Source organism: Bradyrhizobium sp. SEMIA, assembly GCF_014844175.1.
GTDB classification, from domain to species: domain Bacteria; phylum Pseudomonadota; class Alphaproteobacteria; order Rhizobiales; family Xanthobacteraceae; genus Bradyrhizobium; species Bradyrhizobium arachidis.
In genome coordinates this window covers 1,101,668-1,122,491 of record NZ_CP046601.1, presented here as the reverse complement: position 1 = coordinate 1,122,491, position 20,824 = coordinate 1,101,668, and the positions used below count along the sequence as shown (strand labels likewise).

The 20,824-nt window shown below is 64.5% G+C and carries 23 protein-coding genes and 1 other RNA gene; 12 read left to right on the top strand and 12 right to left on the bottom strand.

The features are described from left to right. The first annotated feature begins 97 nt into the window (after positions 1-97). The 4 genes from FOM02_RS05390 (at position 98) to FOM02_RS05375 (ending at position 5,634) form a co-directional block, all read left to right on the top strand. Positions 98-3,520, top strand: coding sequence for an AsmA-like C-terminal region-containing protein (locus tag FOM02_RS05390; protein WP_265441492.1), 3,423 nt, complete (start codon positions 98-100; stop codon positions 3,518-3,520). A 283-nt stretch (positions 3,521-3,803) separates the two neighbouring features. Further along, a complete protein-coding gene (locus FOM02_RS05385; RefSeq protein WP_027560548.1) occupies positions 3,804-4,922 on the top strand; it encodes a DUF2336 domain-containing protein in 1,119 nt (372 codons plus the stop codon). 25 nt (positions 4,923-4,947) lie between these two features. Further along, positions 4,948-5,193, top strand: a complete 246-nt coding sequence (locus FOM02_RS05380) for a hypothetical protein (protein ID WP_027560547.1) — start codon at positions 4,948-4,950, stop codon at positions 5,191-5,193. A gap of 213 nt (positions 5,194-5,406) precedes the next feature. Continuing rightward, positions 5,407-5,634 (top strand): hypothetical protein, encoded by a 228-nt coding sequence (locus FOM02_RS05375; protein ID WP_027560546.1) that lies wholly within the window; start codon positions 5,407-5,409, stop codon positions 5,632-5,634. A 113-nt stretch (positions 5,635-5,747) separates the two neighbouring features. Here FOM02_RS05375 and FOM02_RS05370 read toward each other — a convergent pair whose 3' ends face one another. Beyond that, positions 5,748-6,029, bottom strand: a complete 282-nt coding sequence (locus FOM02_RS05370; protein ID WP_051377665.1) for a hypothetical protein — start codon at positions 6,027-6,029, stop codon at positions 5,748-5,750. A 113-nt stretch (positions 6,030-6,142) separates the two neighbouring features. On the opposite strand from FOM02_RS05370, the gene FOM02_RS05365 reads away from it, so the two are divergent. Both FOM02_RS05365 and FOM02_RS05360 read left to right on the top strand, forming a co-directional pair. Next, positions 6,143-6,514, top strand: coding sequence for a cupin domain-containing protein (locus tag FOM02_RS05365; protein WP_027560544.1), 372 nt, complete (start codon positions 6,143-6,145; stop codon positions 6,512-6,514). Between the two features lie 256 nt (positions 6,515-6,770). Beyond that, positions 6,771-7,256 carry a YkgB family protein gene (locus tag FOM02_RS05360; RefSeq protein ID WP_027560543.1) on the top strand — a complete coding sequence of 162 codons (486 nt, stop codon included), beginning with the start codon at positions 6,771-6,773 and terminating at the stop codon, positions 7,254-7,256. Positions 7,257-7,271: 15 nt separating this feature from the next. On the opposite strand, the gene FOM02_RS05355 is transcribed toward FOM02_RS05360, so the two are convergent. Then, positions 7,272-7,769 carry a GNAT family N-acetyltransferase gene (locus tag FOM02_RS05355; protein ID WP_027560542.1) on the bottom strand — a complete coding sequence of 166 codons (498 nt, stop codon included), beginning with the start codon at positions 7,767-7,769 and terminating at the stop codon, positions 7,272-7,274. Between the two features lie 91 nt (positions 7,770-7,860). Then, complete coding sequence (locus FOM02_RS05350) at positions 7,861-8,814, bottom strand: AraC family transcriptional regulator (protein WP_028146183.1); 954 nt, start codon at positions 8,812-8,814, stop codon at positions 7,861-7,863. Between the two features lie 113 nt (positions 8,815-8,927). Between FOM02_RS05350 and FOM02_RS05345 the strand changes: the two genes are divergently transcribed. The 6 genes from FOM02_RS05345 (at position 8,928) to FOM02_RS05315 (ending at position 13,364) form a co-directional block, all read left to right on the top strand. Then, positions 8,928-9,260 carry a carboxymuconolactone decarboxylase family protein gene (locus FOM02_RS05345; protein WP_027560541.1) on the top strand — a complete coding sequence of 111 codons (333 nt, stop codon included), beginning with the start codon at positions 8,928-8,930 and terminating at the stop codon, positions 9,258-9,260. 125 nt (positions 9,261-9,385) lie between these two features. Continuing rightward, positions 9,386-10,657 carry a sulfite dehydrogenase gene (gene soxC / locus FOM02_RS05340; protein ID WP_027560540.1) on the top strand — a complete coding sequence of 424 codons (1,272 nt, stop codon included), beginning with the start codon at positions 9,386-9,388 and terminating at the stop codon, positions 10,655-10,657. Further along, positions 10,644-11,192 (top strand): c-type cytochrome, encoded by a 549-nt coding sequence (locus tag FOM02_RS05335; protein WP_027560539.1) that lies wholly within the window; start codon positions 10,644-10,646, stop codon positions 11,190-11,192. Before soxC ends, FOM02_RS05335 begins: the two co-directional genes overlap by 14 nt. Positions 11,193-11,199: 7 nt before the next feature. Beyond that, a complete protein-coding gene (locus FOM02_RS05330) occupies positions 11,200-11,670 on the top strand; it encodes a DUF302 domain-containing protein (protein WP_027560538.1) in 471 nt (156 codons plus the stop codon). A gap of 42 nt (positions 11,671-11,712) precedes the next feature. After that, positions 11,713-12,030, top strand: coding sequence for a hypothetical protein (locus FOM02_RS05325; RefSeq protein ID WP_027560537.1), 318 nt, complete (start codon positions 11,713-11,715; stop codon positions 12,028-12,030). 578 nt (positions 12,031-12,608) lie between these two features. Then, positions 12,609-13,364 carry an outer membrane beta-barrel protein gene (locus FOM02_RS05315; protein WP_027560535.1) on the top strand — a complete coding sequence of 252 codons (756 nt, stop codon included), beginning with the start codon at positions 12,609-12,611 and terminating at the stop codon, positions 13,362-13,364. Between the two features lie 94 nt (positions 13,365-13,458). Here the strand turns inward: FOM02_RS05315 and FOM02_RS05310 are convergent, their stop codons facing one another. The 9 genes from FOM02_RS05310 to ssrA all read right to left on the bottom strand — a co-directional run bounded on the left by FOM02_RS05310 (position 13,459) and on the right by ssrA (position 20,824). After that, positions 13,459-14,136, bottom strand: coding sequence for a helix-turn-helix domain-containing protein (locus tag FOM02_RS05310; RefSeq protein WP_416207759.1), 678 nt, complete (start codon positions 14,134-14,136; stop codon positions 13,459-13,461). 371 nt (positions 14,137-14,507) lie between these two features. Next, positions 14,508-14,960 (bottom strand): hypothetical protein, encoded by a 453-nt coding sequence (locus tag FOM02_RS05305; RefSeq protein ID WP_027560533.1) that lies wholly within the window; start codon positions 14,958-14,960, stop codon positions 14,508-14,510. 322 nt (positions 14,961-15,282) lie between these two features. Then, complete coding sequence (gene feoB / locus FOM02_RS05300) at positions 15,283-17,157, bottom strand: ferrous iron transporter B (protein ID WP_027560532.1); 1,875 nt, start codon at positions 17,155-17,157, stop codon at positions 15,283-15,285. A 38-nt stretch (positions 17,158-17,195) separates the two neighbouring features. Further along, the gene (locus FOM02_RS05295; protein ID WP_027560531.1) at positions 17,196-17,471 is read right to left on the bottom strand and encodes a FeoA family protein; all 276 of its coding nucleotides are present in this window, start codon (positions 17,469-17,471) and stop codon (positions 17,196-17,198) included. A 113-nt stretch (positions 17,472-17,584) separates the two neighbouring features. Further along, complete coding sequence (locus tag FOM02_RS05290; RefSeq protein WP_027560530.1) at positions 17,585-17,839, bottom strand: ribbon-helix-helix domain-containing protein; 255 nt, start codon at positions 17,837-17,839, stop codon at positions 17,585-17,587. Then, positions 17,836-18,024, bottom strand: coding sequence for a DUF4169 family protein (locus tag FOM02_RS05285; protein WP_027560529.1), 189 nt, complete (start codon positions 18,022-18,024; stop codon positions 17,836-17,838). Before FOM02_RS05285 ends, FOM02_RS05290 begins: the two co-directional genes overlap by 4 nt. 276 nt (positions 18,025-18,300) lie before the next feature. Continuing rightward, entirely contained in the window at positions 18,301-19,731 is a 1,431-nt protein-coding gene (gene fumC, locus FOM02_RS05280; RefSeq protein WP_027560528.1) for a class II fumarate hydratase, read from the bottom strand. A gap of 89 nt (positions 19,732-19,820) precedes the next feature. Continuing rightward, positions 19,821-20,339 carry an SspB family protein gene (locus tag FOM02_RS05275; RefSeq protein WP_027560527.1) on the bottom strand — a complete coding sequence of 173 codons (519 nt, stop codon included), beginning with the start codon at positions 20,337-20,339 and terminating at the stop codon, positions 19,821-19,823. Between the two features lie 117 nt (positions 20,340-20,456). Then, positions 20,457-20,824: a transfer-messenger RNA gene (gene ssrA / locus FOM02_RS05270) on the bottom strand.

The following is a 20,824-nucleotide window of genomic DNA, read 5'->3' as shown; positions in this document are numbered from 1 at the left end:
TGTGACTTCGCCACACTTGGCCCTATATAAGGGGGCTGTTCCGGCGCGCCTGAGGCCCTCAGGTTTGGCCCGGGCCGGTTTGGCCGAGGGGAGACCCGTGCAGACGACGCTGCTCGGATTAGCGATTGCCTTCATCATTGCGCTGCTGGCCGCGCTGATCGGGCCTTACTTCATCGACTGGAACCAGTTCCGGCCCCAGTTCGAGGCGGAGGCGAGCCGCATCATCGGCGTGCCGGTGCGGGTGGCAGGCGAGCTCGACGCGCGGCTCTTGCCGGCGCCGACCCTGCGGCTGCGCTCGGTCACCTTCGGCGGCAACAACGATCTCGGCCGCCTGCGCGCCGACAAGCTCGACGTCGAGTTCAGCCTGGGCTCCCTGATGCGCGGCGAATGGCGCGCCACCGAGCTTTCGGTCAATGGCATGGCGGTCGATCTCGGCCTCGATGCGCGCGGGCGGGTCGATCTGCCCTCGACCGCGAGCGGCACCTTCAACCTCGCCTCGCTCGCGATCGAGCGGCTCAACCTCACCGGCCGCATCGCCCTGCACGATGCCGCCAGCCGCTCGACGCTGGAATTGAACGACATCGCCTTCTCCGGCGACGTCCGCTCGCTCGCCGGCTCGGTGCGCGGCGACGGCAGCTTTACGGTCGGCCGCTCGCGCTATCCGTTCCGAATCTCGTCCGGTCCGAGCGCAGACGGCAGCGCCACGCGTCTGCATCTCAACGTCGATCCTGGCGAGCGCCCGATCCTCGCCGATCTTGAAGGCGTGCTCGCCTTCGACAACCGCCAGCCAAAATTCGACGGCGCGCTGACGCTCGCCGTGCCCGCGGCCAAAAAGCCGGGCGAGGCCGGGCCGACGCCGTGGAAGCTCACGACAAAACTCAAGGCCGATCCGGCCGGCGCCAAGTTCGAGCAGGTCGACGCCAGCTTCGGTGCGGAGGACAGCGCGCTCAAGCTCGGCGGCGTCGGCGATCTCAAATTCGGCGCCTCGCCGCTGCTGCGCGCGGTGCTGTCGGCGCGCCAGGTCGATGCCGACAAGCTCGCCGGCAAGGATGACACCGAGCCGCTGCGCATCCTGCCGGCACTGCGCGCCGGGTTAGCTGCGATCCCGCAGGCGCCGATCCCGGCGCAGATCGAGTTCAACTCCGACCAGATCATGCTTGGCGGCCGTCCGCTCCAGAACATCGCCGCGGAGCTTTCGACCGACGGACGGTCCTGGACCTTCCAGAAGCTCGAGCTGCGTGCGCCCGGCATGACGCAGCTCTCGCTCAACGGTGCGACGCCCGGCGCTGACAGTTTCAGTGGCCGCCTCAGCGTCGAGTCGTCCGATCCGGATACGCTGGTGGCCTGGCTCCTGGGCCGCAGCGAGATCAACCGCCGCAGCACGCGGCCGCTGCGCCTGTCCGGCGACGTCACGATCGCCGCCAATCATCTCGCCGTCGACAAGTTGAAGGCCGAGATCGAGGGCGGCGCGGTGGAGGGCCGCATCGCCTTCGTGCAGACCGGCGCGAGCAAGGGCTCGCACATCGACGCCGAGATCAAGGCCGATCGCCTCGACCTCGATGCCGCCGCAAGCTTCGTGCGCGCGCTCGCCGGCCCGCAGGGCGAATGGCCGGAGGAAGCAAGACTCTCGCTCGATATCGGCCGCGCCATCTCTGCCGGCCAGGAGCTGAAGCCGTTCGCGGCCAAGCTCGGCTACGGCCCGGCGGCGCTGTCGCTGGAGCAGTTGCGGTTCGGCCAGGCCAGCGGCGTGACCACGGAGGCGAGCGGCAGTTTCGATCGCACCAAGGCGACCGGCAAGCTCGCGCTGAAATCCTCCGCCAATTCGCTGCGCGAGCTGACCGCGCTGATCGAGCCGTTTGCGCCTTCGGCGCGCGCACGCTTCGATGCGCTCCCGTCGGTGTCGGGCGCGACGCGCCTCAAGCTCGACCTCAGCCTCGACAAGAACGCCGAACATGCCGATCGCAGCAACGCCCGCGCCGTGTTCGACCTCGACGCGCCGCAGCTCAAGGCGAGCGCAACGCTGACCGCGCAGACGCCGGTCGCCGCCGTGAGCGGCATCGATATCGAGACGTTGCGGAGCAGCGACTTCACGCTGGACTCGAAAGTCTCGACACCGCAGGCTGGCCCCTTGCTGGCGCTGCTCGGGCTCGACCGCATCGTGGCCGCAGGCGAGGGCGCTTCGCAGTTCGAAGGCAAGCTGAGCGGCGCCTGGCGGCGGCCGCTGCAATTGAACGCAAAGCTCAACGGCGGCGGGCTGGACGCGGATGCGCAAGGCAATGTCGAACTCTCGGAGCCCAAAGGCAGCGTGAATTTGCGCGTGCGCAATGCCAATCTGGCACCGCTGTTCGGCACCAGCCCGACCGACAAATCGGTGCAGAGCGTCAACCTGTCCGCGCGCGTCGCCCTGTCAGGCAACCGCCTGACGTTCGACGATCTCGACAGCAGCGCGGCCGGCTCGCATCTGCGCGGCCATCTCGCGGTGACGCTCGACCCGGAGAAGAACGTCGAGGGCGAAGTCGGCCTCGACTCACTCGATCTCATGCCTGCGCTCGCAATGGCCGTTGGTGCTGCCGGGCGTGATGCCGGCGAGCCGCTCAGCGCGGGGCTCATCAGTGGCTGGCGCGGCCGGATCGCCTTCCAGGCGCTGCACGGCAATTTGCCCGGCGGCATCGAGCTGCGTCCCGTCGGCGGCATCCTCAGGAGCGACGGCCAGTCGCTCGCGCTCGACGGCCTCAAGGGCGGTCTCGGCGGCGGCGAGATGTCGGCGAGCTTTGATGCGCGCAACGGCGCCAATGGCCTCGCGCTGAGCGCGCGCATCGAGCTTGCCAATGTCGATGCGGCGAGCTTGCGCTACCGCGATCTCGCGCTGCCGAAGGGGCGCGCCTCGGTGCAGATGGCGCTGACGAGCCAGGGCCGTAGCATCGCGGCGCTGACCGGCGCGCTCGCCGGCAACGGCACGGTGACGCTGGAGTCCGCCGAGATATCCGGTCTCAATCCGCGCGCCTTCGAGATCGCCATCCGCGCCAGCGACGGCGGCCAGGTCAGCGACGACAACCGCCTGCGGCAACTGGTCGAGCCCGCCTTGTCGGCAGCTCCCATCGCGGTTGCCTCGGCGCAGATCCCCTTCACGATCCGCGACGGTCGGTTGCGGGTCGGCGCAACGCCGCTGGAAGCGAAGAATGCGCGCGCCATCGTCTCCGGCGGCTACGACATTCCCGCCGACCAGGCCGACATCCGCGCCAGCCTGACCCCGATCATGACCGGGCTCTCCGGCGCGCCGCCGGAGATCCAGCTGTTCGCGGCAGGCCCCCCCGACAGGCTGAGCCGCACCGTCGATCTCGCGCCGCTGTCGTCATGGCTCGCCGTGCGCACCATCGACCGCGAGACGCGCCGATTAGATGCGATCGAGCGCGGCGAGCCGCCGCCGGCGACCGCGGCGCTGCCGACGCTGGTGTCCCCCGATCCGGTGCCGGAGCCGTCGCTGACCGACGTGCCGCTGCCCGGCCGCAGCGCCGGGTGAGGGCTCTCTCCTCCAGGGGGCTATCCCATTGCAGAGACACCCTCTCCCCAACCCTCTCCCGCAAGCGGGAGAGGGGGCGCACCTCCCGTGCGGCGGCTTCCCGTCCTGCTCGCCAGTTAACCCATTCCCTCGCATTTGAATGAATTTTGGTCGGCAAAACTGATTTGCTGATTTTACTGAATTCTCGCATCTCAGCTCTAGTGTTGTTCCCAGAGGAATTCGGCGTCCTGCCAGCACAGGCAGGACGGCGCGCCAAGGACGACCAAGAACTGGGGTTATCGAGATGAACGGGGCGAAATCGCTTCTACAGGATCTGGACGACGCGATCGCGCGCGGCACCGACGAGAGCCGCGCCAAGGCGTTGTGGCATGCGACCGACATCCTGATCACGGGCCGCTACAGCGACGACGAGATCAGCATGTTCGGCGAGGTCATCGGCCGGCTCGCCGACGAAATCGAGGTGGCGGCGCGGGCGCAGCTCTCCGAGCTGATGGCGGCCTGCGATCACGCCCCGCTCAACGTCATCGAGAAGCTCGCCCTCGACGACGAGATCGAGGTCGCCGGTCCCGTGCTGCGCGATTCCAATCGCATCGACGAGAAGATGCTGGTCGAGAGCGCCCTGACCAAGGGCCAGGCGCATCTGCTCGCGATCTCGCAGCGCCAGCAGATCGGCGAGGCCGTGACCGACGTGCTGGTCAAGCGCGGCAACCAGGAGGTCGTGACCTCGGTTGCCAGGAACGAGGGCGCGCGCTTCTCCGGCTCCGGCCTGTTGCACATGGTCCGCCGCGCCGAGGGAGATTCGATCCTCGCCGAGCAGCTCGGCCTGCGCAAGGACGTGCCGCGGCACATCTTCCAGCAGCTGATCTCGAAGGCGTCGGAAGACGTGCGCCGCCGCCTCGAGACCGAGCGTCCCGAGATGATGGCGCAGATCCAGAGCTCGGTGACCGAGGTCACCGGCGACCTTCAGTCCAAGTTCGGTCCGTCCTCGCGCAGCTATTTCGTCGCCAAGCGCGTGGTGACGACGCAGTACCGCCAGGGCAATCTCAACCAGGATTCGATCTCGAATTACGCGCGACAGCACCGTTTCGACGAGGTGCAGATCGGCCTGTCGCTGCTGTCGGCGCTGCCGGTCGACGTGATCGAGCGCGCGCTGATGGACCGCAACCGCGAGATGCTGCTGGTGCTGTGCAAGGCGCTCGACTTCGCCTGGGATACGACGATGTCGCTGCTGTTCCTCGGCGCCAAGGATCATCTGATCACGGCGCGCGAGCTCCAGGACAATGAACGCGAGTTCGGCCGGCTCAAGATCGAGACCTCGCGCAGCATCTTGAAGTTCTACCAGTCGCGCAAGACCGGCGCGGGTGCCGATGCGGGCCGTCAGCCCGAGCTCCAGGTTCACTGAGCGGGAAATCGAGGGAGTATTTGCAATGTTGCCTCAATTCGGCACCGCGGTTCGCAAGAACAAGAACCTCACCAAGGCCGTCACCGCCGATGTCGGCGACGGCGCACCGGACAAGGCGTCGGTGGACGCCGCCTGGCTCGTTCTCGAAGCCGCCAACGATCTCGGCGACCACGCCGCGATCGAAGCCTGCCGCCGCGTCATCGACGCCGAGCTGACCGGCACCGCGGCCCGCAGCTCGGACATCGATCTCGTGCTCGGGTATTTCAGGTAAGACGTCGCAGGATGGGCATCGTCTGCCCATCGGACAAGTTGCAGGATGGCTTCCGTCGTCATTGCGAGGCGCCCGTGCGACGAAGCAATCCAGATTTCCGCAAGGCTCTCCCTCGATTCCGGGCGGGCAATCGCCGAACCGGCGCGGTCGAAAGCGTGCTATCGTACCACCTGGGATAGCACGCGCTATCCCCAGGATATGGGAGAGATAGCCATGAAGACCTTGTCGTTCCTCGTCGTCGGGCTCGCTGTCGCAACCCTTTCGACGTCGCCTGCAAGTGCCGAGTACAAATGCTCCTGGAGCGGCGGCACCATTTCACCGGTGCCGTGCGCCAAGCGCTATGCTGCCAATTACGAAGCCTGCCGGAAATACGTCATAGAGCGCGGCACCAGCGCGGCCGACGCGATGTGGTGGTGCACGAGCCAGGGTTACACCAAGTGATTTGATGCGTATCGCAATGAGGAGGCCGCCGCGGTCGGCGGCCTCTTCTTTCGTCCAAATGCAAAAAGGCCCCGCCGCAGCGGGGCCTCCTTGCTCACTTGTACTGGTCCGCACTAATCATCCCAGTCGTGATGTCGGCGAATTACGAAGCCGCGGTCATAGTCGCGGTCGCGGTGGTACCAGCCATGATGCCAGCCGCGGTCGTGCTCGTAGATGCGGGCGCGCGGGCCGTCATAATAATCCCTGTCGCCGCCGACATAGACGCCGAAGCCGGCCGCATTGGCGATGGTGGGGGCACCGATTGCAAGCGTCGCTAGCGCCGCAAGAGCGTAAGTCAGCTTCTTCATCTGTTCCTCCTTGGTCTGCATCGTCGCGGAGTCAACGACTGCCGCCATCACCTGTTGCAGGAACAGTAGCGAAACTTTCTTGAATGGCTGTTCAGGTCGGTTGCATTCGCGAGCTCCAGCGAACAAGTTGCAATGGAACTGCAAGAGCAAGCGAGGCACCCATGGATGAACGATCAGACGGTGGAACACGCGCACAACAAGCAGGCTTTGCCGGCGTCACACGCAAGGTTCTCGAGCGTCTTCCCTTGCCCGGCACGCAGCAGGAGCTGATGGTCGTCGAGGTCACCTATCCGCCGGGCGGTGTTGCGCCTCTGCACCGGCATCCCGTCGCGGGCGCGATCTATATCGTCGAAGGCGTTGCCGAGTCTGCTTACGGCAGCGACGAGCCGCGGCAATACCGGGCGGGCGAGACGTTGCAGGACCGAGCGGATCTTCCACACACATTGTTTCGCAATTGCGATCCGGACCGACCGCTCCGCTTCCTGACCATCTACGTGCTCGAACCCGGGCGTTCCTACACGATGGAGCCGTGAGGTAGCCCGTAGGATGGGTAGAGCGAAGCGAAACCCATCATTGCCTGCCGAGCGTACTGAAGCGCGATGGGTTTCGCTTCGCTCTACCCATCCTACATGCTGTCGCTCGCTGTCCACGAACACGCGCATCGCACGCAGCTGTGATCTGTGAACCAGCCAGGCGCGGGTAACACCGGAAGCTCCTCTCCGTATAGCCGGTAAGCGAACGCTTTCGTTCGCCAGCAGATGCGCGCGCAGTCCGGGGAGACATCGTCACATGCAAGGGTTCAATGTCGCCGAGAGCGGTGGCGGTTCTTATCGTCCGCTCGCCATCCTTCGCTGGGTCATGGTGATCATCTTTATCTCGTTTGGAATGCAGAAATTCACGCTGCAATCCGCACAGGGCATCGCCCAGTTCATCACCAACAGCCCGTTCATCTCGTGGCTGTCGGTGTTCGGCCTGAGGGGCGAGGCCTATTTCCTCGGTGTCGCCGAATTCGTGATCGCGGCGCTGCTCGTGGCCGGCAGCTTCAGTCCGATCTTGTCTGCGGTCGGTTCATTCATGGGCGTCGTGACCTTCGCGATCACGTGGTCATTCTTCTTCACGACGCCGGGCGTCGTGACATGGAGCCTCTCAACCGATCCGATGGCCTGGAATCTGGCCGGAGAGTTCCTGTTCAAGGACATCGTGCTCTTGTGCGTCTGCGTCGTGCTGTTTCTCGCTTCGCTGCCGCAATCAATCGTTCGGTCGCGCACCGGCTGAGGGTGAATCCGCCTTTCACCGCCGGATACGGTAGATCACCACGTCCTCGCCGCGATGAATCGTGCTCTTCTCCAAAACGTAGTTCGCCTTCTCCAGCACGCGGCGGGAGGCGCCGTTTGCGAGGAAGACCAGGCCGATGAGGGACGACAGCTCGAGTTGCGACAGCCCGATCTCCGTCAGTGCGGTCGCGATCTCGCTTGCCAGTCCCTGGCCCCAGAACTCGCGCTTGAACGTGTAGGCGATCTCGATCTCGTCGATGTCATCGACGACGATGTGCCGGATGCCCGCCCGTCCGGCGAAGGTCCCGTCTTTCGTGCGCAGGACCCACAGCCCAAAGCCGTGCTGGTCCCAATGCGCCATGTTGACGGCGAGGTATTGCTTCGTCGCCTCCGCCTCCCGCACCCCGCCGAGATAGCGGGACACCTCGGGATCGAGATGCAGCGCGACGAGATCGTCGATGTGATTTTCGTTCAGCCGCTCGGCGGTCAACCTCATCGTGCTGAAGCCATTCATGGAAAAAGACTGCCGCTTTGGAGATGGCCAGCGATGCCGAGGCCGACGCTGCCATCTGCCCCTGTTTTGCCCGGCGGGTCAATCGGCGCGCTCAGCCCGCCGTGCCTTGCTGATGGCCAGGCCCCGCCACTCTCAGGGCACTGGGCCGCAGGCCGTATCTGCGCATCATGGCCTTGCTCAGGGCGCTTTCGGACGCGTACCCGACCTCGCTGGCGATCTTTGCGATCGGATCGGAGGTGCCGGCCAGCCGCTTGCGCGCGATCGTCAATCTCAGATCGGCCAGGAACGTCATGGGCGCGACCCCGGCGCGCTTGCGGAACGCCCGCACCAACGTCGCGCGCGACGAGATGGCGACCGTCGCCATCTCATCGAGCGTCCAGTCCCTGGCGAGATCGTTGAGGATTGCGGCTACCACGCGGGCCGTGGTGCGGTCCCGCAACAGCGACATCGTCCCGTCCCCGGAGGCTTCGTCGGCGAGATGGTCGCGGAGCATCATGACGAACAGCGCCCGCGCAAGGTCGGCCGCGACCATCTCCGCTCCAACGCGCCCGGCGTCGAGCTCGTCGCGGATGTCGATCAATAGGTGCCGGAACCTTTCCAGCAACGGCTCTCCCGCCGTGCGCAGCACGATCTCGTCGGGAAGGGCCGCGATCAGCGGGTTCTCGTCCGAGGTTTCGAACAGGAAGCGGCCACACAGGAGTTCGGTGTCGACTTCGGCATCGACCGTCGCGCGCTGCCGGACGCCGTTCCGGAGCTCGGTCGAAATCCGCCCGGCAGCACCGTCCCTCTGGCTTCGGACCGCGTGACTGTCGCCGTGCGGCAGCAGGAGGATGTCGCCGGCCTCCAGCCGCTGCGGGCCGAGGCCCGGCCGCTCGACCACGCAAGAGCCGCGGGTGACCATGTGGAATTGCGCCCAACCCTTGCCGTTTGGCGCGTGTAGCGACTCCCAGCTGCCGCCGAACTTGCAGGAATCCTCGATCACGGGACGGATCCTGAACAGCGGCACCATCGCCTTCAACAACTCCGCCGCGTCCGCCTCCGACATCCTTCTCCCCTTGATCCTCGCGGACATGAGTCCGAGCCGCCCGGCCATTCCACGGAGCGGCAGATCGCATCTAACCTAACGGCATCACGATGAGAAGGAAGCATCTCATGGCCATGCTCGACTGGAACAACTATCGCCGCCAGATCGTCGCCGGTGTCGGCGAGATCGGCAAGCTCGCGCCCGATACGGTCAAGGGCTACGCGACCCTGAGCGGCGCAGGCGCCAAGACAAATCACCTCGATGCGAAGACGCGTGAGCTGATCGCGCTTGCGGTCGCCATCAGCCTGCGTTGCGACGGCTGTATCACCGTCCATGCGGCCGAGGCGAAAAAGCACGGCGCGAGCGAAGCAGAGATTGCCGAAGCGCTCGGCACCGCCATCTCGGTCAATGCCGGCGCCGCGCTGGTCTACGCGACTCGCGCGCATGAGGCGTTCAAGGAAGCGTGAGCCAACGCGCCGACGCTCATTCCTTCTAACACAACCTAACGCGCAATCGTCGCAGCGTCATGTCAGTGTCGCGACATGAGCGTTGCCGTCATTTCGAAAAAGCACGGTTATCGACGGGAGAGCCCATGACGTCCAGAACGCCAACCGAATTGTCACCGCGGCCTGCGAACGTGTCGCGCCGCGGCTTCGTGGGAGGCCTGTCGGCGGGCATCCTTGGCGCGGCCGCAACTGAAGCTGCCGCCGCCGAGACTCTGGCCGACGTGCCCGATCGCGGGCCCGGCGCCGATCTCAGCGCACACAGCGAACGCTCCCGCTTCGCAAAACTCGATCGCATTCCCGAGGCGACGCCCGGCAAGCGCAACGTCGATCCCGGCGATGCCATCAATTCCAAGACGCCGCACCAGAAGCTCGTCGGCAACATCACGCCGACCGACCTGCATTACGAGCGCAGCCATTCGGGTGTGCCCGACATCGATCCCGCGCAGCACCGGCTGCTGATCCACGGCATGGTCTCGAAGCCGCTGGTGTTCAGCGTCGAGGACCTGAAGCAGATGCCGTCGGTCACCCGTGTCGTGTTCATCGAGTGCACTGGCAACGGCTGGGAGAACTGGAAAAAATCCGACCCTGATATCACGGTGCAGAACACGCACGGCCTCGTCAGCACCAATGAATGGACCGGCGTCCCGCTGAAATTCCTGATCGACCTCGTCGCCAAGGACAAGGGTTCGAGCTGGATGCTGGCGGAGGGCGGCGACGGCGCGGGCGTCGATCGCAGCATTCCGCTCACCGACGAGATCGTGAACGAGGCTTTCGTCGCCTACGGGCAGAACGGCGAGCCGCTGCGGCCCGCGCATGGTTTTCCGATGCGGCTGGTGATGCCGGGCTTCGAGGGCAACCTCAACATCAAATGGCTGCGCCGCCTCAAGTTCGGCAACGCGCCCTGGATGACGCGCTGGGAAACGGCGCGCTACACGCAGTTGCTCGCGAATGGCAAGGCGCGGCAGTTTCAGCTGCGGATGGAAACCAACTCCGTCATCACCCAGCCCTCGGGCATGATGCAGATCCAGCCTGGCTACAACCGCATCTCCGGCCTTGCCTGGAGCGGCCACGGCAAGATCGCCAAGGTCGAGATCTCGACCGACGGCGCGAAGACCTGGAAGCCGGCGCAATTGAGCCAGCCGGTGCTGTCCAAGGCGCAGGTGCGCTTCCAGATGGATTGGGTCTGGGACGGCAAGCCGACCAAGATCGTGAGCCGCTCGACCGACGAGAAGGGCAACGTCCAGCCGGACCGGCAGTCCTTCATCGCCGCGATGGGGACCAATGCGCTGTTTCACTACAACGCGCAGCAGACCTGGAGCATCGACGAGGCCGGGAGGGTCCGCAATGTCCTCGCATGACAAGCTGGTTTTCGTTGGCATCCTCGCCGCCGGACTGCTCGCGGCTCCCGCACTGGCGTTTGATTTCGGCCGTACCGCGACGCCTGCCGAGATCAAACTGTGGGACATCGACGTCGGGCCCGATGGCAAGGGCCTGCCTGACGGCAGCGGCACCGCGGTCCAAGGTAAGCAGATCTTCGCCGACAATTGTGCGGCCTGTCACGGCGACAACGGCCAGGGCGGCATCAAGGATCGCCTCGCCGGCGGACAGGGCACGCTCGCCTCCAACATGCCGGTCAAGACGGTCGGCAGCTTCTGGCCCTATGCGACGACCTTGTTCGACTACATCCATCGCGCGATGCCCTATCCGACGCCGGGCTCGCTCAGCACCGACGAGACCTATGCCGTCACCGCCTACATATTGAGCCTCAACGGCATCGTTCCCGCCGATGGCAAGATCGACAAGGAGTCCTTGCCGAAGATCAAGATGCCCAATCGCGACGGCTTCGTTCCGGAGCCGGAATTCGATCCCGCCAAACTGTTCCGCAACAAGTGAGCGGACAATGAGGCTTTCGGCACTGATCAGGATGCTCGCTCTGATCGCGGCGACATGTTCATGGGAGACGCAAGTCATGGCTGCAGACGGACTCATCACCATCAAGAGCAGTTTCGGCCCCGAAGACACCATGAAGCGGCTAGAGGCGGAAGTGAAAGCCAAGGGTCTCACGGTGTTCGCCCATGTCGATCACGCCGCGGGTGCGGCTGCGGTCGGGATGAATTTGCGGCCGACGGATTTGCTGATCTTCGGCAACGCCAAGGGTGGCACGCCGTTGATGCAGCAGGCGCAGACCATCGGTATCGACCTGCCACTGAAGGCGCTGGTCTGGCAGGACGAGCAGGGCGTAACCTGGCTGTCGTACAACGATCCCGCCTTTGTGGCGGGGCGTCATGGCGTTGGCGAGCCGGCGAGGGCTGCCATTACCACAATGACCGGCGCGCTGCATGCAATCGCAACCAAGGCCACGGCACAGTAGGCGTGATGCCGTGGCCCTCCTCAGGCACAAAAGGAGAGATCCATGAGTGTTACACATGATCAACCGGCACCATCCAACCCGCAAGACGGCAAGCTCGCCCGATGGCTGGTCATCGCGGTGCTGTGCGCGTTGCTCGTCGGCGCCGGCGCGCTCGGCTATCTCGGCTGGGTCAGCACGGATACCAAGGTGCCGGAAGCGGGCTATGTCGCGCTGGTGCTCGGCGTCGTGTTCTCGCTGATCGTCGGCGTCGGCCTGATGGCCTTGGTGTTCTACAGCAGCCGCGCAGGCTATGACGAACCCGCGGTGCTGATCCAGGAGCCGGAAAGCGATCCGGAGGATGGACGCAGCGACCTGCGCTGATTGGACGGCAATTTGCGCCGATGCAGACCGGTTGATGCCGTTTGCTCTGTATTGTCCGGGGGCATCAAATTTGATCTGAATCAAGCAGGCGGATGCCAGTCGTACCACAACGCGTCACTGAGGGTTGGTGACAGTTGGTGCAGCGCAATGATTGCAACGTGGTACGTTACCTTTGAGGTGCAACAGCGGGGCATTCTTCCGAGACAGCGGAGCCCTCGCGAGACAAGGACTTTTCCGACAGAGCAGGAGGCCAAACTCTTCGCGCGCGAAAAGCGCGATGCGGGATGCGCCGTCTTTGCAGGCACGATCAACCCGCACCTTCCAAGGCGATTGATCCCGTCCTCCGGCATCAATGCGTGGCTCGCCGACGAACAGGATGGCGCCGCGACGAGCGGCACTTCGGACACCGACTAAGCACTTTTGCATGCATAGCGATGGCGCTTAGGTGTTGCCATTTTGTTACGGGTCAACACTCCCCCCGCGCGTAAACTTCAGGCTGTTCGCAGACTTTTATGCACGCCAGCCTGCATAAGGGTCTTGCGTCGGACGTAAGAAACTTGAGCAAAGGGGACGAAACGATGAAAAAACTTTCGATCGCGGCGATCGGTTTCGCGGCGCTGAGCATGTCGGCTCCGGCCTTGGCGGCCGATATGGCCGTCAAGGCGCCGCCGCCCGCGCCGGTGGTGGCGGTTTACAACTGGACCGGGTTCTACATCGGCGCCAACGGAGGCTGGGGACAGAGTCACGGTTGCGCGGATTTCATAACGCCCGCAGGCGCCGTCGGAAGCGGTTGCGCCGATCGCTCCGGCGGCCTCGCCGGCGGGCAGATCGGGTATCGCTGGCAAACCAATCAGTTTGTGCTCGGCCTGGAAGCCCAGGGCGATTGGGCCGAGATCAAGAACACGCGCGTCAGCCTGATCGATCCGTTGATCTCGACCACGGGCAAGATCGACGCCATCGGGCTGTTCACAGCCCAGCTCGGCTGGGCATGGAACGCCTCGCTGCTCTACGTGAAGGGCGGCGCCGCCGTGACGCGCAATCGCTTTGACATCTTCAACAATGTCACCGGCGTCGGCCTCGCCTCGGCAGGCCACACGCGCTGGGGCGGCGCGCTGGGTGTCGGTTGGGAATATGGATTCTCGCCGAACTGGTCGGTCGGCGTCGAGTACGACCATCTCTGGATGGGACGTGACAACACCACCTTCGCAGGGGTCGTGACGCCCGGCGGGTTCACCCTGACTGGCAGCGGGGTCACGCAGGATGTGGACATGGTCACGCTTCGGTTGAACTACCGCTTCGGCGGTTTCGGTGCGCCGGTCGCGGCGCGCTATTGATCTGATGTCTTCCCAGTGAACTCAGGCCCCGGCATCGACCGGGGCCTTTTTCATTGGAGGTCGCAACGAGCAGGGATGCCTGTTGCTGCCAGAGTCAGTTCTGGCGGTCGAGCCCGGCGAGTTGCTGCCTGTCCACGAGAACAATGTGGCGCTGGCTATTGTCGATGAAACGAAGGATGCCGAGCTCGCGCAGATGCGACAGCGATCGCGAGACGGTCTCGATCGTCAGGCCGAGATAGTCTGCTATGTCGCGCCGAGTCATGGGCAGCGCCAGAATGCCTGCGGTGGTGAGCCGCTTGTCCATTTCGATCAGGAAGGCGGCGACCCGCTCCATCGACGTCTTGCGTCCGAGTAGCAGCATATGATCCTCCGCATGCCCAAGATTCGTAGCCGCCATGCGGAGCAGATCTCTGGTCAAGGTGCCGTCATTCTCGGCGGCGGCATCGAGGCTCTCACGCCTGACGCGATGCACGATCGTGTCGACCATGGCTTCCATGCTGAAGCGGTGGACATCGCCGTTCTCCAGCCCAAAGAAGTCGCCGGCAACGTGGAAGGCACCGATGTGGCGACGTCCGCCGGACAGCAGTTTGCAGCTTCGTACCGCGCCCGACTTGACTTGATAGACAAATTCGATCGGCTCTTTTTCGCTGTAGATCTCGCTGCCACGTGTGTAGGTGAATTCGCTCAGGCTGATCGTCGGATTTGAGGCGGAGAGTATTCCGAACTCTATGAGCGTATGTGGGCGGGGAAGCGAGGCCGAGGTCTGGTGCATCGGCATTGATCCAACTCCTCAATCAGGTGACGATCGGGTTTGTCAGCCATGGCGCATGTGACACCGGCCAGTGCCGACCGCTCGAGGTCCGCGCAAAATTCGAGCTTGTTCCAGCGCGGAACTGGTGACTATCGTCATAAGGTTCATTGTACCAAGGGACAGCACGATGCTGCCTTCGACGGCGCGACGTCGGTCGACGCACTCCTTCTGCTCGTCGGGCTCGAGCGTGACGAAGCGGCTGGAGCGATTACGCCGCTCGTAACGGTCTCGGCTGCACGCCGGGCACGCTCGTCAAGGGCGGCGATGGGATCATGTATGTTTGCCAATAAGTGAGCGAGACCGGAGGCGCGCCGTGCGCGCCTCGCAACCAATTACCAGTATCTGTACCCGAACCATCCGAACTGCCCCTGCCGAGCCGCCAGCACCATTTGGGGCGGCGTGTGTCGCTTCGACCGCACAGCGGCGTGTTGGGACTTGCGCGCTCGCTTGCGATCGACCGCCTCGCGTGGCGGCGAGTCCGGGCGCGCCATGGCGAGTGCGTTGGCAACCGCCGGAGTTTGGGCCCGGATCATCGGCGGTTCTGCGCGGTCGAGAGGGGCCGCGGCTTGCGCGACCGACACCGCGGGCGCCGCTGCGACGATGACCGGCATGCTTGTATCGAGGATGACGCGTTCGGGCAATTTGCGATCCGAGTGAATGCGTATCGCCGGCCGGTCTGCGGCGCTCTTCTCGGCGATCGGGGCTTTCGGGAGACAAAAGTCCGCAAGGAAGAGCAGGGCGAGCAACACTGCACCGACCTTCCAGAAGTACGCCAGCAACGACATCTCGCTCGCTCCGCGCCCCCCACAATGGGCCCAGCTTGCGACGACGTTACGCCATTTTGCAATGCGCTGTGAGAACGGGCTTGATTCAAATCAAGCGCGCGAAGAAATCTCCGATGCGGTTACGAAGTTTCTTCGACAACTCCATCGTGCCAGTGTTTTGCCCGACGAAGTAGTACAGTCGTCATGCCACTTTTCGATGATGCCATTATGCCGGTGTTTTGCCCGACGTGTCAAATGTATTTCGGATAATACGTAAGGCCCCTGATATCGCAGCGCCGGTCTACTGTGCATGGGGTTGTTTTCGAAGTTTGGTTTCGAGGGGCTATCCCGCCCCGAGCGCCACCGCGATGTTGTACGTCACGAGGCTCGCGGCATAGGCCAGCACCAGCATGTAGGCGAAGGTCGCAGCCATCCATCCCCAGCTCCCGGTCTCGCGCCGGATCACGGCGAGCGTGGAGGCGCATTGCGGGGCGAAGATGTACCAGGCCAGCATCGATAAAGCGGTTGCGAGCGACCATTTCGTCGCCAGCACCTGGCCGATCTGCTCGGCCGCTTCCTTGCCGCCTTCGATGGCATAGACGGTGCCGAGCGCCGCGACCGCGACCTCGCGCGCTGCCATGCCCGGGATCAGGGCGACCGCGATCTGCCAATTGAAACCGACAGGGGCGAGCAGCGGCTCCAGCGCCTTGCCGATGATGGCAGCAAGGCTGAAGTCGATCGCGGGCTCGGTTGCGCCCGCGGGCGGCTGCGGGAACGAAGCCAGGAACCAGATCAACACCATCATCGAGAAGATCGTGGTGCCGGCGCGGTACAGGAACATCTTGGCGCGGGTGAAGATGCCGATCGCGATCGATTTCAGCCGGGGCATCTTGTAGTCCGGCAGCTCCAGCATGAACGGCGCCGGCGCATAGTCGCGCAGCATGAAGAATTTGATCAGGAACGAGACGGCAAGTGCGCTGACGATGCCGGTCGCGTACAGGCCGAACATCACGAGGCCCTGCAGGTTGATGAAGCCCCAGACGTCCTTTGCCGGAATGAAGGCGGAGATGATCAGCGTGTAGACCGGAATGCGCGCCGAGCAGGTCATCAGCGGCGCGATCAGGATCGTGGTCAGCCGGTCGCGCTTGTTGTCGATCACGCGCGTCGCCATGATGCCGGGAATGGCGCAGGCAAAGCTCGACAGCAGAGGAATGAAGGCGCGGCCGTGCAGCCCCGCGCCGCCCATGATGCGGTCCATCAGGAACGCTGCGCGCGCCATGTAGCCGAAATCTTCCAGGAGCAGGATGAACAGGAAGATGAGGATGATCTGCGGCAGGAACACGATCACGCTGCCGACGCCCGCGATCGCGCCGTTCTGCAAGAAACTCTGCAACAGGCCGTCGGGCAGGGTGGCTTGCACGAACTCCCCGAGCGTGTCGAAGCCGGACTTGAGCAGGTCCATCGCCGGCTGCGCCCAGGCGAACACCGCCTGGAACATCACGAACAGGATCAGCGCCAGGACGATCAGCCCGCCGACCGGATGCAGCACCACCGCATCGATCCGCGCGGTCCAGGTGTCGGGCCTGGCAGGCAGGCTGACGCAATCGGCGATGATGCGATCGGCCTCGCGCTGGGTGGCGCGCAGCTCGGAGACGCTGAGCGCGCGCCAGCTGTTATCCTGCGGCGGCTCGGCGGCGAGTTTTGCAGAGATCTCGTCGGTCAGCGCCAGCAGGTCGGCGGTGCCGCCCTTGCGCACCGCGATCGAGGTGACCACGGGCACGCCGAGCTCCTTGGCCAGCCGCTCGACGTCGACGGTGATGCCGCGGCGGCTCGCGATATCGAACATGTTGAGCACGAGGATCATCGGCCGGCCGGTGCGCTTGAGCTCCAGCAGCAGGCGGATGGTCAGGCGCAGATTGGTGGAATCGGCGACACACAACACGAGGTCGGGCACGGTCTCGCCGGAAGCCTTGCCGAGCACGAAGTCGCGGGTGATCTCCTCGTCCGGGCTGCGGCCGCGCAGCGAATAGGTGCCGGGCAGGTCGACCACCGAGACCTGACGCCCCTGGGGCGTGACGAAGAAGCCTTCCTTGCGCTCGACGGTGACGCCGGGATAGTTCGCGACCTTCTGCCGGCTGCCGGTCAGCGCGTTGAACAGCGAGGTCTTGCCGCTGTTGGGCGTGCCGACCAGGGCGAGATGCAGCAGGGGTAATTCCATGTGATCAAAGGCCTTGGGAGCAGATGTCCGGTCGCCAATTAGGCGACGATGATGGCCATGGCTTCGCGGCGGCGCACCGCGATCGTGATGTTGTCGACCCGCACGGCGATCGGGTCGCGCCCGACCAGCCCCTCGTGCAGGACCTCGACCCGGGCGCCCTCGACGAAGCCGAGCTCGATCAGCCGGCTCTCGAGCTCGATATCCGAGAGCGCCGAGCCTGCGTCCTTGGCGGAGAGGTGCTGGATGACGCCGGTATAGCCGCGCTGGGCCAGGCCCAGCGGCATCTCGCGGCGCGTGTCATGGGTGTCGGTCATGCCCTGTATTTTCAACGCAGGGCAGTGAGGTCAAGCGCACGGGTCGGCCGAAGCTGCACCTTAGAGTGATTTTAAAGTGCAGATGCCGAAAGCGTGAGGAAACGCCTCGGCCGCTACTGGGCCGGGACCTTGTCCGGCTGGAGGGCGGCCATGGCGCGGCTCTTGAAGTAGTCGAGCACGAACAGGCGGATCGCCGAGGACAAATTGCCCTGCTGGCGGTTGCTGTCGATCTCGCCGACCAGCTCGGACAGCGTCATGTTGCGCAGGCCCGAAATCTCCTTCATGCCGTTCCAGAAGGCCTCTTCCAGGCTGACGCTGGTCTTGTGGCCGGCGACCACGATCGACCGTTTCACGACGGGCGACTTCATGGCTGCTCCTCGCGATCGATCTGATGCTGGTCCAGATGCGCCTTCGCTTTGTCCGCGCGCGTCTCCTCCGCCGACCGCTCCGCCTTCGAGCGGCCGAACTTCGCCCGGTTGGCGTCCGCCTGCTTCGCCGAGGCTTCCCGCTCGGCGCGCTTCCTGAAACGATTCAGGTTGATGACGTTCCCCATGCCGCGTCTCCATCATCCGATCCTCATCAGGCAGGATGAAACATTCAGAAACAGGGTGGCGCGCTGCGCCCCACAAGACTTGATCGTCATTCGCTCATCCTCGTCAATCGGCCCCTCGGGCCATCAAACGATGAATTTCGCCCGTCAAGGGCAGACGGCGGGCGTAACACGCCGTCCGGCCATTTCATTGACGGTAATCAAATCCCGTCTCTAAAACTGCATATTTCTGAGCGTCGAGCGTCCGTATCATTACGGATGACTATCGGAATTCGGAATTTATCCCGGGCTGGTCATCTTCTCGGGGCGCACCAGGCGGTCGAACTCGTCCGCCGAGACGAAGCCGAGCCGCAGCGCCTCCTCCTTCAGCGTGGTGCCGTTGGCATGCGCCGTTTTGGCCACCTTGGCGGCGTTGTCGTAGCCGATCTTCGGGGCCAGCGCCGTGACCAGCATCAGCGAGCGCTGCATCAGCTCACTTATGCGTTTCTCGTCGGCGCGGATGCCGCTGACGCAATGTTCGGTGAAGGAGCGCGCCGCATCCGCCATCAGGCGGATCGAGTGCAGCATGTTGTAGGCCAGCACCGGCTTGTAGACGTTGAGCTCGAAATGGCCCTGGCTGCCGGCGACCGTGATGGCAGTGTGATTGCCGAACACCTGGCAGCACACCATGGTCATCGCCTCGCACTGCGTCGGATTGACCTTGCCCGGCATGATCGAGGAGCCCGGCTCGTTTTCCGGCAGGATCAATTCGCCAAGCCCCGAGCGTGGGCCTGATCCGAGCAGGCGGATGTCGTTGGCGATCTTGAACAGGCCGGTCGCGACGGAATTGATGGCGCCGTGCGCCAGCACGTAGGCGTCGTTCGAGGCCAGCGCCTCGAATTTGTTGGCGGCGCTGGTGAAGGGCAGCTTCGTAATCCCGGCAACGTGCTTTGCGAACAGCTTGGCAAAGCGCGGCTTCGAGTTGAGGCCGGTGCCGACGGCTGTGCCGCCCTGCGCCAGCGGATAGAGGTCCTTCACCGCGACCTTCAGCCGCGCGATGCCGCTCTCGACCTGCGCGGCATAGCCCGAAAATTCCTGGCCGAGCGTCAGCGGCGTCGCATCCTGGGTGTGGGTGCGGCCGATCTTGACGATCTTGCCGAACTCTTTCTCCTTCTTGCGGAGTGCCCCGAGCAGCTCGCCGAGGGCGGGGACGAGGTCGGCATTGATGCGGCTCGCGGCTGCGATGTGCATCGCAGTCGGGAAGGAGTCGTTCGACGACTGGCTCATATTGACGTGGTCGTTGGGATGCACCGGCTTCTTGGCGCCGAGCTCGCCGCCGAGCAGCTCGTTGGCGCGGTTGGCGATCACCTCGTTGAGGTTCATGTTGCTCTGGGTGCCGGAGCCGGTCTGCCACACCACGAGCGGGAAATGGTCGTCCAGCTTGCCCTCGATCACCTCGCGCGCGGCGCGGATGATGGCATTGGCCCGGCGCTCGTCGAGCAGGCCGAGCTCGAGATTGGACTGCGCCGCGGCGAGCTTGACGATGCCGAGCGCATGCACGAGCGAGATCGGCATGCGGTCGGCGCCGATGCGGAAATTCTGCCGCGAGCGCTCGGTCTGCGCTCCCCAATAACGATCGGCGGGGACCTCGATCGGACCGAAGCTGTCGGTCTCGGTGCGAGTTTCGGCGTTGCGCGCGGGGCGGGTCGTCTTGGCCATGAGCATATCCATCCTGTCGCGCGAAACGCCGCGCGGCCTTCTGATATGCCTCTCTATATAGACAGTTTGGGCGGACGCGACGGCCTAGCGCCCAACCTAGATCATTTCTTGCGGAAACGATCGAGCCGCACGACCTCGGCGCCGCCCTGGCTCGGCGGGGTCGGCTCGTCCGCAGCTTCCGCCGTCTCAGCGGCGGGCGCGGGCACCGACACAGCGGCAGGAGCGGGGGCTGCCGGCAATGTCTCCGGTGCGACCTCGGCAACGTCGGAGGTGTCGAACTGGAGGCCGAACTTCACGGACGGATCGAGGAAGCTCTTGATGGCGCTGAATGGCACCACCAGCCGCTCAGGAATGCCGCCGAAGGACAGGCCGACCTCGAAACGGTCCTCTAGCACGGTCAGGTCCCAGAACTGGTGCTGGAGGATGATCGTCATCTCTTCCGGATATTGCGCGAGGAGCCGCGACGACAGCTTCACGCCCTCGGCCTTCGACACGAAGGTGATGAAGAAATGGTGCTCGCCCGGCAGGCCATGGGCCGCGGCATCGGTCAGCACCTTCCGCAGCACGCCGCGCAGCGCGTCGCGGGCCAGCACATCGTATCGGATATGATCGGTCGCCATGGTGGTCCTGTTGCATCCCCGGAGCCGGACCCCGCCGGCCCGACTCGCCAAGCCGCGATAGTACTGCGCCTGACGGGTCAGCAGGAGTCCCCGCCGGAGAGGAAATCAAAAAGTTAAAGTGGAGGCTTCTGTTGCCAGGTGCCTCCGAACCCCGCCTAGCGGAGCTTAACCCGCTAGGACTTTAGAGTGGTCTTTCAAACTGCGTTACGCAGCCTGAGCAACCGGAGCAAAGTTGTCGTTGGCAACTATTGCAGTAGCCCGATAACGGCGGAACAATACCGGGAAAAAGCACGCCCTTTACGCCCTCGTCGATCCTATTTCGCCCCCGCCAAAACTCACCTTGAAGGACTGGAGTCCGATGAGCTTTGGTGGAGGCGCCGGGTACCGCCCCCGGGTCCGAATGGTTTATTACGACGACCGTTTATTTCCATAGCCGGCGAACCGGCACCCCCAATATAGGGGGCAAAGGTTTCAAAAAACAGAGG